This window comes from Loigolactobacillus backii (assembly GCF_001663675.1).
GTDB lineage: Bacteria > Bacillota > Bacilli > Lactobacillales > Lactobacillaceae > Loigolactobacillus > Loigolactobacillus backii.
In genome coordinates, this window is the sequence record NZ_CP014873.1 from 377840 (window position 1) to 397337 (window position 19498).

General features: G+C 43.1%; 11 protein-coding genes and 3 rRNA genes. 5 read left to right on the plus strand and 9 right to left on the minus strand.

Annotated elements, in window-relative coordinates:
* The first annotated feature begins 11 nt into the window (after nucleotides 1-11).
* From AYR53_RS01550 to AYR53_RS01570, 5 genes are all read left to right on the plus strand, one after another.
* A complete protein-coding gene (locus tag AYR53_RS01550) occupies nucleotides 12-1283 on the plus strand; it encodes an ISL3 family transposase (protein WP_068279055.1) in 1272 nt (423 codons plus the stop codon).
* Between the two features lie 385 nt (nucleotides 1284-1668).
* Nucleotides 1669-1926 (plus strand): transposase, encoded by a 258-nt coding sequence (locus AYR53_RS01555; protein WP_017866964.1) that lies wholly within the window; start codon nucleotides 1669-1671, stop codon nucleotides 1924-1926.
* Nucleotides 1927-1961: 35 nt separating this feature from the next.
* The gene (locus AYR53_RS01560) at nucleotides 1962-2336 is read left to right on the plus strand and encodes an IS3 family transposase (RefSeq protein WP_068279702.1); all 375 of its coding nucleotides are present in this window, start codon (nucleotides 1962-1964) and stop codon (nucleotides 2334-2336) included.
* On the plus strand, nucleotides 2255-2794 hold the full coding sequence (locus AYR53_RS13615; RefSeq protein ID WP_239691382.1) for an IS3 family transposase: 540 nt from the start codon (nucleotides 2255-2257) through the stop codon (nucleotides 2792-2794). The genes AYR53_RS01560 and AYR53_RS13615 overlap by 82 nt, the downstream gene beginning before the upstream one ends.
* Nucleotides 2795-3055: 261 nt before the next feature.
* A complete protein-coding gene (locus tag AYR53_RS01570) occupies nucleotides 3056-3973 on the plus strand; it encodes an FAD:protein FMN transferase (protein ID WP_068226164.1) in 918 nt (305 codons plus the stop codon).
* A gap of 444 nt (nucleotides 3974-4417) precedes the next feature.
* On the opposite strand, the gene AYR53_RS01575 is transcribed toward AYR53_RS01570, so the two are convergent.
* The 9 genes from AYR53_RS01575 to serS all read right to left on the minus strand — a co-directional run bounded on the left by AYR53_RS01575 (nucleotide 4418) and on the right by serS (nucleotide 19332).
* Nucleotides 4418-7153 (minus strand): LPXTG cell wall anchor domain-containing protein, encoded by a 2736-nt coding sequence (locus AYR53_RS01575; protein ID WP_068279693.1) that lies wholly within the window; start codon nucleotides 7151-7153, stop codon nucleotides 4418-4420.
* A 525-nt stretch (nucleotides 7154-7678) separates the two neighbouring features.
* Nucleotides 7679-7795, minus strand: a 5S ribosomal RNA gene (gene rrf / locus AYR53_RS01580).
* Nucleotides 7796-7881: 86 nt separating this feature from the next.
* Nucleotides 7882-10807 (minus strand): 23S ribosomal RNA (locus tag AYR53_RS01585).
* Between the two features lie 206 nt (nucleotides 10808-11013).
* A 16S ribosomal RNA gene (locus AYR53_RS01590) occupies nucleotides 11014-12582 on the minus strand.
* The 16S, 23S and 5S rRNA genes sit together here, the layout of an rRNA operon.
* A 414-nt stretch (nucleotides 12583-12996) precedes the next feature.
* Nucleotides 12997-13845, minus strand: a complete 849-nt coding sequence (locus AYR53_RS01595; protein ID WP_068226162.1) for a fructosamine kinase family protein — start codon at nucleotides 13843-13845, stop codon at nucleotides 12997-12999.
* A 180-nt stretch (nucleotides 13846-14025) separates the two neighbouring features.
* Complete coding sequence (locus AYR53_RS01600) at nucleotides 14026-15837, minus strand: coiled-coil domain-containing protein (protein WP_239691372.1); 1812 nt, start codon at nucleotides 15835-15837, stop codon at nucleotides 14026-14028.
* 380 nt (nucleotides 15838-16217) lie between these two features.
* The gene (gene sdaAA, locus AYR53_RS01605; protein WP_068226161.1) at nucleotides 16218-17114 is read right to left on the minus strand and encodes an L-serine ammonia-lyase, iron-sulfur-dependent, subunit alpha; all 897 of its coding nucleotides are present in this window, start codon (nucleotides 17112-17114) and stop codon (nucleotides 16218-16220) included.
* Nucleotides 17115-17128: 14 nt separating this feature from the next.
* Nucleotides 17129-17785, minus strand: coding sequence for a serine dehydratase beta chain (locus AYR53_RS01610; protein WP_068226160.1), 657 nt, complete (start codon nucleotides 17783-17785; stop codon nucleotides 17129-17131).
* Nucleotides 17786-18057: 272 nt separating this feature from the next.
* On the minus strand, nucleotides 18058-19332 hold the full coding sequence (serS, locus tag AYR53_RS01615; protein WP_068279690.1) for a serine--tRNA ligase: 1275 nt from the start codon (nucleotides 19330-19332) through the stop codon (nucleotides 18058-18060).
* Nucleotides 19333-19498: the final 166 nt, after the last annotated feature.

Sequence of the window (19498 nt, forward strand, 5' to 3'; positions counted from 1 at the left end):
GGAAATGCCCTATGTGTCATGATACTACAAAATTATTATTAGGAATAGCTGACGAGAACCTAAAAATTACTGACGGTGAAACTGGAGAAGACGGGGTTATTCGCTTAACTGGCCACTTGGATTACACGCCGAAGGCTTGTCCCAAGTGCGGGATTATCAATGATCAAAAGATTATTAACTACGGCTGGCGCAATACCACTATCAGATTCTCGAAGGTTCTGAGCAACACCGTCATCTTAGCCTTAAAGCGCCGCTATTTCCACTGTAAAGAATGTCACGGCAACTTTCTTGCACAAACATTGGCAGTTCCGAAACACTGTACAATTTCAAACACCAGCCGCAAAGAATGCCTAGAGAAGCTCGGTGAACCGGTCTCTTTGAAGCACATTGCCAATGAAGTATCGGCATCAGATTCATTTGTGGGCCGCCAGTTAATGCGCGCTGAACGAGACTTTCAAACCAATTGGCACTATTTACCAGAGATCATCTTAATGGATGAGGTGAAGAGTACCAAGAGCGCTACTGGTGCCATGAGCTTTGAGTTCATGAATGGCGAAACCCATGAATTAATCGACTTACTCCCTTATCGAACCATCAATAAACTAGAGAAGTATTTTTACCGCTTCGATCAAGCTGCCCGAGAAAACGTCAAAATTATTGTGACTGATATGAATTATACCTACCCCAAGCTTGTGCAGACCGTGTTCCCCAATGCCATGGTGGTCATGGACAAGTTTCATATTATCAACGCCCTAAATCGGGCGTTTAACAAAACCAGAATCAAGGTGATGAAGAAGTTTACCCCGTCTTCTCGCGAATTTCACGCCCTTAAGCGCTACTGGAAGCTGTTGTTAGTACCAACTGAACAGCTTAACTTTGAACAATTCAAAAAGTGGACTAATTTTCCTTACTGGATGGCTGCCACCGATGTTGTCCATCAGCTGTTATCGTTGGATTCAGAACTAGAACAAACTTATCAAGTCTTAAACAGCGTCCGGTCAGCTGTCCAACATCAAGATTGGCATAACTACAATGCGGCATTTTGGAATAACAAAACGTATTCTGAAGAAATGAAGAACACGATTAAAACACTTGAAAGCCATCATGATGAGATTCGTAACACCTTTACCACACACTATTCAAATGGTCCTTTGGAAGGTTCTAATAATAAAATCAAGGCGATCAAACGAGCCAGTTTTGGCTATCGCAGCTTCTGGAGGTTTAGAACTCGAGTACTATACGTTTTCAAAATCAAAACAAAAAGAGCCCTAATCACGAAGTGATTAGAACTCGAAATATGGATTCACCAACAACAGTTGACGAAGAGCCCAAAACATTTAGTTTTGTTGCGGCCGCTTTTCTGTAGGTCTTTTTAGGGGTAGTCCTACAGAGTCATTATTATTGCCAATAAAAATCTTTTAGGAGGAGACTTTTACTAACAAGACCATTATACACAATTTTTCAGAAATGTATATATTAGATTAAATAGTTAAATTTTATTTTAACTATTTAATTGGCGATTATGATTAATTCACTTAACGCATACATCTTTTAAACGCCAATAATTCATTGAGATATCAATTCAAGATTTGGACTTACTTACTGAAGGTAGTATGAAATCATGGACACGATTTAGTATAATTCCATAATAGGAAGGATTGTGTTTTTATGACCAAGAAAAAGTACTCAGTAGATTTTAGAAAAATGATTGTCAAGCTGTACCAGGATGGCGCCCCGGTAGCTGATCTTACAGACGAATATGGTGTATCAAATGTAACTATTTACAAATGGATTAATCTATATAAAGAAGACAAAGGAAGTGGAATTTCCAAATCAGATGTTTTAGCGTTGCAAAAACGTTTGAAACAGCTAGAAAGTGAGAATGACATCTTAAAAAAAGCCTTAACCATATTCGCCAAAAAGTAAACCCAGATGACTGGCAGACAGCCGTTGATATTAATTTGAAGCACCATAGTATCAAAGAAACCTGTAAAGTACTCTCAGTTCCACGCTCAACTTACTATGAACATCAGCAGAATCATGTATCGCCACAAGCCAAGCGTCGTAAGACACTTAGCCAGTCGATTAAACGCATTTACTTTAATTCTAGACGTATCTACGGGGCACCTAAAATTCTAAAAGCGTTACAAAAAGAAGGTAAGACTGCCAGTATTAAGCTAGTTCAACGATTAATGCGCCAAATGGGGTTAAATCAATCACGCGCAAGAAGTGGCATTATCAACAAACTAATGATATTGATGCGACTGATTATTCAAATATACTCGCGCAAGATTTTCGTACAACCAGTCCAAATCAAAAGTGGTGTGCAGACATAACTTATATTCACACCAAAGCCAATGGCTGGTGTTATTTATCAAGCATTCAGGATTTATATTCACGTAAAATCATTGCCCATAAAATCAGCCGTCATATGACTGCTGATCTTGTGATCAGCACTTTTCAACAAGCCTTTGAAACTAGAAAGACGACTAATAACTTAATTGTGCATACCGATCTGGGTAGCCAGTACCGCAGTGCTGGCTTTGAACAGATCTTAGCGCAACACCATATTCGCCATTCTTATAGCAAGCGTGGCTGTCCCTATGACAATTCATGTTTGGAATCATTTCACGCCAGTTTGAAAAAAGAAGAGGTTTACCAACACCATTATCAGGATTTTGAAGAAGCAAATGCTGCAATATTCAGCTACATTGAGAGCTTTTATAACAGTGCTCGAATTCACAGTAGCATTGATTATTTAACTCCAAATGAAAAGGAAAAATTAGTCGCTTAAATTATACATAAAATGTGTCCAGATTCTTGACCTAAATCCATACAGACCTCTAAAACAAGAAAGTATAAACCTAAACCCGTACTTGTTTAACCAAAGCATTGGTGTTAAATTTGAGTTGATGTCGTAGCGCTTGCAAAAGTGTACTCTATATCCGATACCCTAATGCCAAATCATTTTGTTACATAATTTTTATGTAATTAGTCATTATTGTTGGTGTGTATTGTGATACGGCAACAATAATTAAACAAGGGAGCCAGAATTATGGGACAATCAACTAGACAGGTACATTTAATGGGCACAATAATCACCTTACAAATCGAAGCAAAATCACCGGAGCCAATTCTGGATGAATTAGTTAATCGCTTAAAGATTTATGATCATCGCTTTAGTGCCAACGATCCCAGTTCGGAATTGATGGCGATTACTAAGCAGGCGGGGATCGAACCGGTAGTAGTTAACCCGGAGCTATATAAACTAATCGAATTTGGACTACATTATAGTCTTGTCCCCCAAAGTCGGCTAAATATTGCGATTGGCCCTTTGGTACAAACCTGGCGGATTGGTTTCACAGACGCCAAGTTACCAACTCCTGAAGAAATAGTTACTGCGTTAAACAAAACAAATCCATTAGATATTGTACTTGATGGTATCGCCCACTCGGTTTTTTTGAAAAAACCAGGAATGGCGATTGACTTAGGTTCACTGGCAAAGGGCTATATTGCTGACATGTTAGTCGCCTACTTAAAGCAAATTGACGTAACTTCAGCAATGATCAACCTAGGTGGTAATGTTTTAACTATGGGTCCGATGCCGACACACGCCGACCATTTTTGGCGAATCGGCATCCAGGATCCGGCTAAATCCAGAGGCCATTACAAGAAAGTTCTACAGATTCGGGATCAATCTGTGGTTACCTCTGGAATTTACGAGCGGCAGTTGGTCGTCAATGGTAAAAAATATCACCATATTTTAGATGCCCGAACTGGCTACCCTGTTGTCACTGACCTAGCCAGTTTAACGATTATTGCTGATAAATCACTAGATTGTGAGCTATGGACGACGCGCTTATTTGGTCAGCCCTCAGAAATTAGTATTGCAACCATCAATCAAACACCTAATATTGAAGGCATCGTTATCGATCAGGCCGGTAAAGTGTTTATTTCAGCAGGGCTTGAATAAAGGTTAGCTAACATATAATTTTTTTATTTTTCAATCGATATCGTTTGAACATAAGATTAAATTTCTACGTTCAAAATAAAAAGGGCCGTTATTTCAATAAATTCGGACGGTAAATTAACTTCTATCTTCACTAAATATCTCTTAACTAGATTTTATTGTCTCAAAATCTAGTTAAGGGATATTTTTGATTGAACAAAAACATTAGTTTGTTACTGCAAGAATTGTTAGAAAAACGAAGTGGGATAAAAGTCGGTTTTGGCGCATGTTCTAGAGTAACGTTCGGAAATAATAAATGGTAGGACTTTTTGTCCCGGCCGCTAGTATCAGATCACAAAAAGCGCCACAATTACTAGACTCGTTTGTCTAATAATTGTGGCGCACTTAAAACCAATAAAGTTACACTTTAATCACCATATCAAGAAGGTTTATTCGCAATTTCTATATCTAATCGCGCTCTCTCTTCTTGAAACCGAATAGAGAACCGCCTAATAATAATGCACCTAACATGGCTAAAATACCTGCTTGTTGCGTGTCATTACCAGTTTGTGGCAATGCAGTAGCCTTGGCCTGTGATAAGTTGGCATTTCCTTTATAAGAGTTAGTGTTTTTCAGTTGAACTGCCCCAACAGTTGCTTTATCGGCAGCATCCAATGCTGTATTAAACACTTTAGCAGTAGCCGCTTTTTTACTTTGCGCCTTTTGTTTGGTTACTGCTGCCTGCGCAGCGTTGTTTGCATTAGTTGCATCCGCTAATTTAGCCTGAGCATCAGCCAAAACTTGAATAGCAGTGGCTAAGGCCTTTTGAGTTGTAGTAACTCCGGCATTGGCCTCGGCTAAATCAGTTTGCGCTTGTAGCAATGCCTTATTTGCCGCCGCCAAATTTTCATCTGCGTTTGTCAACGCGTTTAGCTTAGTAGTGTCAGATGCCAATGTAGCCTTAGCTTCGGCCAAGACATTCTTTGCTGTAGTCAAGGCTGTGTTTGCACTATCTAAGGCAGCTTGTTTAGTAGCCAAAGTTGTTTGGGCCTTAGTCAATACTGCATTTGCAGCATCCAAGGCCGTTTGTGCCTTAGCAACGGCAGCAGGTAGATCGGCCAAATCAGCTTGATAAGTTTGTAAAGCAGCCTGATCAGTAGCCAATGTAGCCTTGGCAGCCGTTTGTGCATCTTCAGCAGCCGTTAAAACTGCTTGTTTTGCGTTTTCATCAGCCGTGGCAGCAGTTAAGGCAGTCTGAGCGGTAGCCAATGTAGCACTCGTTTTATCCGCAGTGGCCTTTTTAGCCGTAGCAACAGCCTGTGCGGCAGATAAGTTAACCTTTGCAGTAGCTAATACTTTCTGTGCGGCAGGTAATGCGGCAGGATCATTTTGTTGCGTTTCTAAATTAGTCAACGTTGCTTGATCAGTAGCTAATTGGTTCTTAGCGTCCGTCTGAACATTTTCAGCAGCAGTCAATACCGCTTGTTTTGCGTCTTCATCAGCCTGAGCCGTAGTTAATTTATTTTGCGCAGCAGTCAAGGCAGTCTTGGCCTGATCAGAAGCAGCTTGTTTTTCACTTGCTGCTGCTTGGGTTGTTGTCAAAACATTGTTAGCGTCAACCAATGCCGCTTGGGCCGCCTTTAATTGATCGGCCTGAGCAGCTTGTTGCGTCTGTAAGGCGGTCAGACTATCAGTATCCGCGGCCAGCTTATCCTTAGCGTCCGTTTGCGTAGCCTCGGCAGCAGTTAAGACTGTTTGCTTAGCATTTTCAGCGGCCGTGGCAGTATCTAAAGCGGCCTGGGCCTTAGTGATAGCAGCGGCATTATTTTCTTTTGTTGCTGCATCCAAGTCAGCCTGGGCGGCAGTGGTAACCTTCTCGGCGTCCTGCTTATCCGCCAAAGCCGCTTGTGTGGCGCTACTAGCGGCATCAACGGCAGCCTGATCATCCGTAATTTGTGCCTTAGTGGCATCGATAGTTGATTGAATTTTGGTTAAACTATCAACGGCCTGTTGCTTAGTTGCGGCGTCTGTCTTTGCTGCAGTAACGGCAGCGTTAGCAGTAGTTGCTGCACTCTGCGCGTTATTATAGGTATCCGTGGCGGTCTTGACGGCATCTTGTGCAGCCGTAGTTGCCTTTTCAGTCACTTGCTTATCTGCTAATGCAGCCTGAGTTGCACTACTAGCAGCATCGACAGCATCTTTATCGTCAGTAATTTTTGCAGTGATTTTATCAATACTTGATTGAATTGCTGCCGGCTCTAAAGCATCAGCGGTCGTTTGTGCCGCGTCAACAGTTGCCTGAGTAGCACTAACTTTAGCATTAGCATCTGTCAAATCACTTTGTGCTACATTATTAGCCTTTGTTGCAGTATCAACGTTGTTCTGAGCAGCAGTAGTTGCCGCTTCGGTCTGTTGTTTATCTGCTAGTGCAGCCTGGGTTGCACTACTGGCAGCATCGACAGCACCTTGATCATCAGTAATTTTTGCCTGTGTATCGGTAATTTTTGCCTGTAGTTTAGCCTGAGTTAAATCAGCAAGTGCCTGCTGATCAGTGTTAACATCAGCTTTTGCAGTATCAACATTTTTTTGTGCCGTTGTTGCAGCGGTATTAGCCGCATCAGCAGCCGTTTGGGTTGTATTAACGTTTGTTTGAGCATCATTTACTGCGGTTTGATCGTTTTCAACTTTGGCTTTTGCTGCACTGATTGCATCATCAGTGGCAGCAGCCTTATTAGCTACGGCCGCAGTATCAGCCTTACTAGCGTCACTAACAGACTGTTCTGCATTAGTTTGAGTTGTTTGCGCAGTATTGGCAGCAGTTTGTGCTGCAGAAACATTGGCCTGAGCGTCCGTAACTGTTGCCTTTGCGTTGGCCTTAGTAGCAGCGGCACTGGTGGCAGTTGTTTGTGTCTTAACAGTAGTTGCCGCTGTACTAGTGGCGGCAGAGCTTGCCGTACTCTTAGTATTACTTACCGTTGAAGCTGCATTACTCGTAGCAGCCGTTCCGGTCGTTGTCGTTGCGGCCTTATCGTCCGTTGTTGGCGTTTTGTCAGTGCTTGTTGTTGTCTGCGTATTTTCTTCGTTACCTACAGAAGCCGAACTTGCAGCATCAACATTTTGCGTATTGATGGCCAAAAAACCTCCGGCCGCCGCAATAGTTCCTGCCGCTAAGATGGTTCTATGTAATTTAGTTTTTGTTGACATAAATATTCCTCCATATCTATTTTCCCAATTTTCTGTAAACAAAACTTGAAGCTTACTGGTAGCCATCTTAACAACAGTCGCTATAATCCATTGTGATAAAAATAACTATATTACTAAATAACAAAGTAATTCTATCATTAAACCGTTTACATTTAAATAGTTATTTGAATTTTTTGTGAATTTTTTTTGAATTAAATCTATTTGGCCTAAATTAAGTCAGTCGTATTAGGGATTGGATCAATTTTATTTTCACTCTTTTAATTGTCTTAATTTTGTTAATCATTTGTTCATCACTATGCATGAAATGAAATACTTAAAAAATAATCTAAAATATTTCTCCATTTTTTTTCATCAGCAAGACGCGTTTAATTCCACTTTAACTGATATTAATTGAGTATTTATAATGCTTTAAATGTACTTACGGACTGACATTATTTTACAGTACTCTTTGTGGGACTGTGTTTTAATTAAAAAGTGAATCAAAAAAAGGAACTGACATATTTGTCAGTTCCTTTTTAACTAGTTGCATGGCAACGTCCTACCCTCGCAGGGGGTGCTCCCCCAACTACTCTCGGCGCTAAGAAGCTTAACTTCTGTGTTCGACATGGGAACAGGTGTATCCTTCCTGCCATTGTCACCACACCACTATCTGAGAACTTTGTGCTCTCAAAACTGGACCTTCTATTTTCTTTGACCTTTGAACACTACGCGGAAACATTGTTTCCGACTTGGTTAAGTCCTCGACCGATTAGTATTGGTCCGCTCCATGCCTCACGGCACTTCCACTTCCAACCTATCTACCTGATCATCTCTCAGGGGTCTTACTTCCATAAAGGAATGGGAAATCTAATCTTGCGGGGGGCTTCACACTTAGATGCTTTCAGCGTTTATCCCGGCCATACATAGCTACCCAGCGCTGCACCTGGCGGCACAACTGGTACACCAGCGGTATGTCCATTCCGGTCCTCTCGTACTAGGAACAGCTCCGCTCAAATTTCCTACGCCCGCGACGGATAGGGACCGAACTGTCTCACGACGTTCTGAACCCAGCTCGCGTACCGCTTTAATGGGCGAACAGCCCAACCCTTGGGACCAACTACAGCCCCAGGATGCGATGAGCCGACATCGAGGTGCCAAACCTCCCCGTCGATGTGGACTCTTGGGGGAGATAAGCCTGTTATCCCCAGGGTAGCTTTTATCCGTTGAGCGATGGCCCTTCCATACGGAACCACCGGATCACTAAGCCCGACTTTCGTCCCTGCTCGACTTGTTAGTCTCGCAGTCAAGCTCCCTTATGCCTTTACACGCTATGAATGATTTCCAACCATTCTGAGGGAACCTTTGGGCGCCTCCGTTACTCTTTAGGAGGCGACCGCCCCAGTCAAACTGCCCACCTGACACTGTCTCCCGCCACGCTAAGTGGCGCGGGTTAGAGTGGTCATACAGCAAGGGTAGTATCCCACCAATGCCTCCACCGAAACTAGCGTTCCGGCTTCAACGGCTCCTACCTATCCTGTACAAGCTGTACAAACACTCAATATCAAGCTACAGTAAAGCTCCATGGGGTCTTTCCGTCCTGTCGCGGGTAACCCGCATCTTCACGGGTAATATAATTTCACCGAGTCTCTCGTCGAGACAGTGCCCAGATCGTTACGCCTTTCGTGCGGGTCGGAACTTACCCGACAAGGAATTTCGCTACCTTAGGACCGTTATAGTTACGGCCGCCGTTTACTGGGGCTTCATTTCTGGGCTTCGCGCCGAAGCGCTAACTCATCCACTTAACCTTCCAGCACCGGGCAGGCGTCAGCCCCTATACGTCATCTTACGATTTAGCAGAGACCTGTGTTTTTGATAAACAGTCGCCTGGGCCTATTCACTGCGGCTGATCGTTAGATCAGCACCCCTTCTTCCGAAGTTACGGGGTTATTTTGCCGAGTTCCTTAACGAGAGTTCTCTCGCTCACCTGAGGATTCTCTCCTCGACTACCTGTGTCGGTTTGCGGTACGGGTAGTTTATTTCTCACTAGAAGCTTTTCTTGGCAGTGTGACATCAGGAACTTCGTTACTTAAATTTCACTCCCCATCACAACTTGTCCGTAAAAGTTCAAGCCTTTAACTCAAACTAAGACTTATTGCTTGGACGCACATTTCCAATCGTGCGTATTCCTTAGCCTCCTGCGTCCCTCCATCGTTCAAACAAAATAAACTAGTACAGGAATCTCAACCTGTTATCCATCGCTTACGCCTCGCGGCCTCAGCTTAGGTCCCGACTAACCCTGGGAGGACGAGCCTTCCCCAGGAAACCTTAGTCATTCGGTGGATCAGATTCTCACTGATCTTTCGCTACTCATACCGGCATTCTCACTTCTAAGCGCTCCAGTCGTCCTTACGATCGACCTTCAACGCCCTTAGAACGCTCTCCTACCACGATCACTAACGTGATCATCCACAGTTTCGGTATTATGTTTAGCCCCGGTACATTTTCGGCGCAGGGTCACTCGACTAGTGAGCTATTACGCACTCTTTAAATGGTGGCTGCTTCTGAGCCAACATCCTAGTTGTCTATGCAACCCCACATCCTTTTCCACTTAACATAAATTTAGGGACCTTAACTGGTGGTCTGGGCTGTTTCCCTTTCGACTACGGATCTTATCACTCATAGTCTGACTCCCGGATAGAACATCAATGGCATTCGGAGTTTATCTGAATTCAGTAACCCAAGACGGGCCCCTAGTCCAAACAGTGGCTCTACCTCCATGATGCTTAACTCCGAGGCTAGCCCTAAAGCTATTTCGGAGAGAACCAGCTATCTCCAAGTTCGTTTGGAATTTCACCGCTACCCACACCTCATCTCAGCATTTTTCAACATACACGAGTTCGGTCCTCCAGTGTGTTTTACCACACCTTCAACCTGGACATGGGTAGGTCACCTGGTTTCGGGTCTACGTCTACTTACTAAAGCGCCCGTTTCAGACTCGCTTTCGCTACGGCTCCAGTTTTTCACTTTAACCTCGCAAGCAAACGTAACTCGCCGGTTCATTCTACAAAAGGCACGCCATCATCCATTAACGGACTCTGACTACTTGTAGGCACACGGTTTCAGGAACTGTTTCACTCCCCTTCCGGGGTTCTTTTCACCTTTCCCTCACGGTACTGGTCCACTATCGGTCACTAGGTAGTATTTAGCCTTGGGAGATGGTCCTCCCAGATTCCGACGGAATTTCACGTGTTCCGCCGTACTCAGGATCCTGAACAGAGGGTTAGCAGTTTGATCTACGGGATTTTCACCCTCTTTGACGCAGCGTTCCAACTGCTTCGACTACCACTAACTTTGGTAACTCTAATGTTCAGTCCTACAACCCCACTGAGCAAGCTCAATGGTTTGGGCTGTTCCCCGTTCGCTCGCCGCTACTTAGGGAATCGATTTTTCTTTCTGTTCCTGCGGGTACTGAGATGTTTCAGTTCCCCACGTTTACCTCTAAGCTGCTATGTATTCACAACTTAGTAACCAGCGACTAAGCTGGCTGGGTTCCCCCATTCGGAAATCTCCGGATCAAAGCTTACGTACAGCTCCCCGAAGCATATCGGTGTTAGTACCGTCCTTCATCGGCTCCTAGTGCCAAGGCATCCACCGTGCGCCCTTGTTAACTTAACCTATTCAATATCTACGGTATTGTGGTTTTGAGTTTTAGCGATTAAAAAAACTTTCTTAAAAAACTCATTTAAAACGCAGTGTTCTCGGTTTTTAAACAAAGAAAATAGAATATCCAGTTTTCAAAGTACAAAGTTTTTGAGAGTAAACCTCTCAAAACTAAACAAAGTTTCAACAAATCGTGTAGGTTTCCGTAATATTTTCCTTAGAAAGGAGGTGATCCAGCCGCAGGTTCTCCTACGGCTACCTTGTTACGACTTCACCCCAATCATCTGTCCCACCTTAGACGGTTAGCCCCTCATAGAGGTTACCCCACCGGCTTCGGGTGTTACAAACTCTCATGGTGTGACGGGCGGTGTGTACAAGGCCCGGGAACGTATTCACCGCGGCGTGCTGATCCGCGATTACTAGCGATTCCGACTTCATGTAGGCGAGTTGCAGCCTACAATCCGAACTGAGATTGGCTTTAAGAGATTAGCTTACCCTCGCGGGTTCGCAACTCGTTGTACCAACCATTGTAGCACGTGTGTAGCCCAGGTCATAAGGGGCATGCTGATTTGACGTCATCCCCACCTTCCTCCGGTTTGTCACCGGCAGTCTCACTAGAGTGCCCAACTTAATGCTGGCAACTAGTCATAAGGGTTGCGCTCGTTGCGGGACTTAACCCAACATCTCACGACACGAGCTGACGACAACCATGCACCACCTGTCACTTTGTCCCCGAAGGGAAAGCTGTATCTCTACAGTGGTCAAAGGATGTCAAGACCTGGTAAGGTTCTTCGCGTAGCTTCGAATTAAACCACATGCTCCACCGCTTGTGCGGGCCCCCGTCAATTCCTTTGAGTTTCAACCTTGCGGTCGTACTCCCCAGGCGGAATGCTTAATGCGTTAGCTGCAGCACTGAAGGGCGGAAACCCTCCAACACTTAGCATTCATCGTTTACGGTATGGACTACCAGGGTATCTAATCCTGTTCGCTCCCCATACTTTCGAGCCTCAGCGTCAGTTACAGACCAGAGAGCCGCCTTCGCCACTGGTGTTCTTCCATATATCTACGCATTTCACCGCTACACATGGAGTTCCACTCTCCTCTTCTGCACTCAAGTTTCCCAGTTTCTAATGCACTTCTTCGGTTAAGCCGAAGGCTTTCACATCAGACTTAAAAAACCGCCTGCGCTCGCTTTACGCCCAATAAATCCGGACAACGCTTGCCACCTACGTATTACCGCGGCTGCTGGCACGTAGTTAGCCGTGGCTTTCTGGTTGGATACCGTCATAGGACTAACAGTTACTCTAGTCCCTGTTCTTCTCCAACAACAGAGTTTTACGATCCGAAAACCTTCTTCACTCACGCGGCGTTGCTCCATCAGACTTTCGTCCATTGTGGAAGATTCCCTACTGCTGCCTCCCGTAGGAGTTTGGGCCGTGTCTCAGTCCCAATGTGGCCGATTACCCTCTCAGGTCGGCTACGTATCATCGCCTTGGTAGGCCGTTATCCCACCAACTAGCTAATACGCCGCGGGTCCATCCAAAAGTGATAGCCGAAACCATCTTTCATTAAGTGACCATGTGGTCACTTAAATTATGCGGTATTAGCATCTGTTTCCAAATGTTATCCCCCACTTTTGGGTAGGTTACCCACGTGTTACTCACCCGTCCGCCACTCACATCAATTAACTTCCACTGCAAGCAGCTTCTGTTAATATCTGTGCGTTCGACTTGCATGTATTAGGCACGCCGCCAGCGTTCGTCCTGAGCCAGGATCAAACTCTCATATAAAATGAAAATTGATTGCTCAATTGATTTTGTTGCTAGCGAGTTATAATTCAAATTGAATTGACTTCGCAAATGTTTGCTTCTTCCAACCGGTCCGAAGAACGGTTAAAAAAAGACCCTACACATTTGATTTGTCGAAACTTTGTTCAGTTTTCAAAGGTCTACTTCGTTGAATCATTGTCAGCAACAACTCAATCAGTATAGCAGATTAAGCGGTTGCTTGTCAAGCAGCAATTTGAATTTTTATTCAATCAATATTCAAGTTTGCTTAACGCGACAACTTTTATAGTTTAGCAAGAATCTAATTTGTTGTCAAGAACTTTTTTATTTGCTGTAGAAAACTCATAAAATTGACAACTCAAATAATATACTATGCTTTTTGATTTCTGTCAAATAAAAAAGGACTTTTTTTAAAAGTTATTTTACGGCTTCTATTAAAACAGTATCTAAAGAAGAGCCATACTGTTCTCCAAATAAATTTAAATGCGCCAATAAATAATAAACTTGATACCAGGCCACTCGCTTCTGATAGTTCTCCGGCAAGGGAAATGCCGTATTATAGGCTGTATAAAAATCAGCTGAGAAGCCACCAAATAATTTTGTCATTGCCAAATCCATTTCACGGTCTCCATAAAATATATCAGGATCGATTAACACAGGTCTTCCATCTTTTAAAAAAGCTACGTTTCCCCGCCAAAGATCACCGTGAAGTAGGCTAGGTGTAATCTTTCTTGTCCGGCTATCCTGATAAATTATTTCTTCGAGATGCTTTACTAACCTTTCCCGTTGTGTACTCCATAATCGTTTTTGCTTTGCCAATCGCACTAACGGTTCCAAACGCTGATTAACGTAAAAATCCGCCCAGTTCGCTTGCCAAGTATTAATTTTGGGCAGCGTTCCTTCAATGAAATTATTTTCCAAACCAAATTGTGGTGCGGTCAAGCGATGAACGCTTGCAACTGCCCGACCAAGTTCCGCATCATTGCCGGTCTTAAAATCTAACCAGGCCAAAATAAGATAACCGGCATTTTCAATAGTCCCGCTGGCAATAACTTTAGGCGTCACAACAACCTTTGCCAAATTTTGTAATCCGTTAATCTCATGCTTAAAAAAGTTTGCATTATTTTCTGGCTGAACTTTTAAAAAATAACGTGAAGTGGATGTACTAATTTTGTACGCTTGATTAATATCACCCCCGTCGACTGGCCTAACTTCTTCAATTCCAGTCAACGGTAACTGTGCTAACCATTCTTGAGTAAGTTTCATCGCTACCTCCTAAGTTTTCTAAGGACCATTTTGCAGATTTGTAATATCCTGTTAACGGCAAATGGCCATTATTAAAAGTCTACTCAAATCATAGCATCTCCTAGGGCAAACAAAAAGAATCAGAAAAACTAAGCATTGGAAAAAATCCTGCCCTAATTTTTCTGACTCTCTTATTAACTGCTACTCCGTAACCTGTTCTTTTTTTCTACTGAGCTTAGGTAATGAACTGGCGCGCAAGGATACCTGACTATCACTTACAATTTGATCATTCGTTTTTTCATCAATCGTTAGCAAACCAGTTACGGTTACTCGACCAGTTAGGATCGTATTTAATGCTGGCTGCGCCTTGTCATAATCCGTCACCACTGGTAATAGCGTCACGTTATCTGGTGTATTCTCCGCCAGATAGGTGTAAAAATCATCTATCAAGTCAATAACCACGGTGTTATCGCCATTTGTAAAGACCATGTTACGTAGCCACCAAATAATTAACTCATTTTCTGACGAGAAGACTTCTAATAAAATTCCAGACTCATTTAAAAGCTGAATTGTTTCTTTATTATCATCATTATATTCTTTGACCAAGACTAAACTACCATTAGTTCGGTAGAAGTTTTCGCTCACAACGCGATTAACATTTTTTTGATCGAGATATTGCGTTGCGGATAATTGACCCTTTAAGTCGAAAACGTCTCGCTTGATCACTTTTCCCTGACTGTAATACAACACGTACCACAAACTATTATCAGCCCGTCGCTTCACCTGCATAACTGGCTGGTCGTCTTCATTCTTAACCGTTTCGGAGTGCGTTGCGTCATCCTTAACGTACTGCCAATCAGCATTCTGGGGAATAATGTCTTCCTTAACGGTACCTGGCTTTTCTGTTTCCTGCAATGACTGATATAGATTCAAAAGTTGACTATTAGCGCTAACTAAACCAGATTTCTTATATTGTTGCCATGTCTTAGTCAAATAATCATTGTATTTAGTCGTCACAACAGTCGGCGTGGCTCCAATTTGGTCAAAACTACGCTTCAGCTGACCCAGCGTATCTGGATAGCGACTAGCTAAATCAGGGGTTAAATCACTGGCCAAGGCAAAATAGTGCCGTTGTTTATCTAATTTAACTGCTTGAATAGATTGCTGCACATTAAAATAGCTGGCCAATTTCTGTTTGGTTTCTTTGAGTTGCTTAGTGTACTGATCATACCGCTTTTGGTTAGCAGTCAAATCACTTTGCAATTTTTCCAATTGTTTAGCCGTTGCATCCCGTTCACGATCACGAGCATCTTGTTTTGCTTTAATCTGGGCCTTCAAGCTCTTGATTTGTTCAGCCAAAACTGATTGCTTATCTTTAATAGCGGCTTCGTCCTTAGGTAGCGTTTCTAGTCGTCCCTTGGCATTACTAATTTTAACGTCAATAACGTCCAATTGGCCCTTAACATCCGCCTTTTTAGCATTCAACGCCTGAACATGACTCTTTTGCCGTTCTGCCAGTTCAATCATCTTGGTCAAATCAGTTTCTTGCTTAATTTTATCCACCATTTCGGCTTCTTCATCCTGGTAACCAGATAATTTTTTATTAGCGGCATCAGTCTGCTGATTATAATCATTTAATGATGTTTGAACATCGCGTTGCTGCTTTTGAATTGTCTCTAATTCTGTTTGTGAATTAGAGAATTGCTTTTGGACATTCGCGTATTGAACAGTTGTTTGATCCTGAACCTTTTTCTTTAGTTCAACTAACTTGGCCTCATCAGCCGTGTGCTGCTTCTTCAAATCTTCAATTTCAGGGACAACTTTGTTAATTTTATTCAGTAGCGTAGTTCGCTCAGTCGTCAGTTGCTGTTTTAACTGATCGCGTACGTCTTTAACCTGATTTTCAAGATCAGCTAGCTTGGCCTCGGTCTCGGAGCGTGTGGCCACAATATCATCTAAACTAGTATTGTTGGCCGCTTTTTGATCTTCTTTTGTTTGGCTCGTAATCTCCATCTCCGTCTCTTTTTTTATCGGCCGAAGTTTGTTACTTTCGGCTAACTGCCTGAATATAATAATAGCGTATGACAGTTTAAAACAACTTATTGACCCAATTTTAATGCATGAACACGGTAACATCAACTTTTGATTTAACCGGTTCACCTAAAAGCACCAATTATTGTTACTTTATAGTCCTTAATGTCCAATCTAAGAGTGTTAAATTAATTTTGCAAGAATGTTCTGAAAGACTTAAAAAATGTCCCGGTTCTACTCCCCCGCAGCAAACTTATTAGCGTACCTAAGCACAATTCAGACGTCGGTTGATTTTAATTCAATCAGCTGCCTTAACGCGGCCAATAATAATAGTCAATTGCCAAATAGAATCCAAGTGTTTTTTAAACACCACCTAGATCAACTGATTTTCCGAAAATCTGCATTTTCATTTTAATTCCGGTTGGTGTTGCCGCTAAGCCGCCTAAGCCAGTTTCACGTAGCGTTTGGGGCATATCCTCCCCAATTTTCTTCATTGCCGCAACAACTTCGTCAGCCGGAATTTTGTTAGTCAAACCAGCCAACGCCATATCAGCAGCAATCAGAGCGTTCCCCGCACCAATCGCATTTCGTTTAACACAGGGTAATTCCACCAAGCCAGCAACAGGATCACAAACTAGGCCCAACAGGTTACTCAGCGCCATCGCCAAGGCCTCAGCTGATTGTTGTGGCGTTCCACCAGCGGCTTCAACTGCGGCGGCCGCTGCCATTGCCGATGCACTACCAACCTCTGCCTGACAGCCACCAGTTGCCCCAGCGATCATCGCGTTATTGGCAATAATTAAGCCGAACGCCCCGGCGGTAAATAAGAACCGAACTAGTTGTTCATGATTGAGATTAAGTCGTTTACGTAACATAAATAAAACCCCAGGTAGCGTGCCTGATGAACCGGCCGTTGGTGTAGCACAAATAACACCCATTGAAGCATTAACTTCATTCGTTGCAATGGCATCTTGAACTGCCTCCAAGACAGTATCACCGGCTAAAGTATGATGCGATTGACGGTATTTCTTCAGCTTGACTGCTTCACCACCGGTCAGGCCCGTTTGTGAATAAACGCCTTCACCGCTGGCACCCTTTTTTACCGCGTCGGCCATCACGGCTAAATTACGCTCCATTGCCGTCCAAACCTCATCCTTAGTGCTATTCGTATTCTGCATTTCTTGTTCAATCATGAGATCAGATAACGTTACGTGCTGCTTAACAGCCGCTGCCACTAATTCTTCAATTGAAGTAAACATTTGCCATCCCCACTTTATAAATAAATCAGCTCTGCTACCGTACTGTTCAGTGCCCTTACTTCATCTTGTTTAAGTCGCTTATTCAGGTCAAATTCAGCTAGTTGGCGCCCAGTGTCTGCTACATAGATATGATGGTAATTAATCCCGGTCAGCACTTCTAATTGTTCAAGTAGTAGCTGGTCAGTTCGGTCATCATCTAAAGCTAGTAAAACGGGCAAAGCACCCTGTGGTTGGATATCAAATTCGCCCACTTTGATTCGCCGAATTTCAATCGTGCCACCACCAATTGAACAACCTGCAATTTCAATTGACTTTTGTGCATTTTTTAATTGAATAACTGCCGTATTCGGGTGCCCAATTGGACTTTTTCCCTTTTCTTCTTTAAAGACTACCTTGATCTGTTGCTGCCGAGCAATCGTAACCGCTTGGGGCACGCGGGCATCAGCAGGAGAAAAGCCTAACACACCACTTACAATGGCGTAGTCTGTCCCGTGTCCCCGGTGCGTTTGTGCAAATGATTCAAAGTAATGCACCACGATTTCTCGAGGTGTACTTTGAAAAACTTTACGGGCCGCCTGGCCAATTGCAACGGCACCGGCAGTATGAGAACTGGATGGTCCAATCATAACCGGCCCAATAATATCAAAGACACTTTTATAATTAGTAGTCACCCGAATAACCTCGCTTTCATCTTGCTATTAGTTTACAGCGAAACACCGCTTTTGTCTGTGACTATGCGATTCTTCTTAGACTATTTTTAGGCAAACGTTAATGTTAGGTTCCAAACTAAATAAGCAGCTAGTCCTCGGTTGTCCCGTACCCTGCATTTTTGGCAAAAAAATGGACCAAGGAGTCAATTCTATCACCAACCAAATAATACAACCTTACAAACGGCTGTCTTACGTGCTTAACTTCAAGAATTAGTTCACTTGGTCCACATTTTTTATTTAATAACGGTCATACCATTCATATATTTAACTAGCACATCTGGTACTTTTACAGAGCCATCTGCTTGTTGATAATTTTCTAAAATTGCCGCAACAGTACGGCCAACAGCGACACCGGAGCCGTTTAGCGTATGAACGTAATCGACGGAACCATCTTCCTTACGGTAACGAATCATTGCGCGCCGGGCCTGGAAATCCAAACAATTCGAGCACGAACTGATTTCACGATAAATGTTTTGTTCCGGCATCCAAACCTCAAGGTCAAAAGTTTTGGCGGATGAAAAGCCGGTATCCCCGGTGGATAGCACAATCACATGATACGCTAGACCTAATTGTTCTAAAACTTCTTGAGCGTTCGCGGTCAGGGAATCTAATTCTTTATAAGAATCTTCTGGTTTACAGAACTTTACCATTTCAACCTTATTGAATTGGTGCATCCGCGTTAAGCCCCGTGTATCGCGACCGGCACTGCCAGCCTCAGAACGGAATGCTGGTGTCAATGCCGTAAAGTAAGTTGGTAAATCCTTTTCGTCTAAAATTTCACCACTATAGTAATTTGTTAATGGTACCTCGGCCGTTGGAATTAGCGTCATCCCCGTTGATTCAACGGTGTAGACATCTTCTGTAAACTTAGGAAATTGGCCGGTACCGAACATTGTTTTTCCAGTAACCAAGTATGGTGGAATAATTTCATGATAGCCTTGTTTCTGCGTATGTAAATCCAGCATAAAGTTGTAAAGGGCCCGCTCCAAACGAGCACCAGCATCTTTATAGTAAACAAACCGCGCACCAGAAACTTTTGCGGCCCGATCAAAATCTAAAATTCCTAAGTTTTCACCAATTTCCCAGTGAGCTTTAGGTTCAAAATCAAATTCAGGAATTGTTCCCCATTTACGTAACTCTTTATCTTCAGCCTCATCTGGCCCAATAGGTAAACTGTCGTCAGGTAAATTAGGTAAGCGAATTGCAATATAACGCCACTGCGCGTAGACTTTCTTTTGCTTTTCATCTGCGGCTTTAATGGCGTTATTTAACGTCTTAACCTGCTTAATTTTAGCCTGTGTTTCTTCAGAACGTTTGTCCTTGGCCTGACTGATTTGCCCCGTTAATTGATTCTTTTGCTTACGTAAATCTTCAGCCTCCGCGATAGCATCCCGGTTCTCCTGATCAAATGCCAAATACTGATCAATTTCTTTCGCCTCAATACCGCGTGTCTTTAACTTGGCCTTCACCATGTCTGGATTTTTTCGAATTATTTTAGGATTAATCATTGTGGAAACTCCTTCCAGAATAGTAAAAAATAGCCGCTACGATTTAACTTCAATTAAAAAATAGCCTACTTCTTAACTACTCAAAAATTATTTTTCTGCAACAAAGCAATTTTGGTCGTCTTACATTAAACTAGGGAGTGTTTGAAAAAGCGGTTAGATTCTGAGG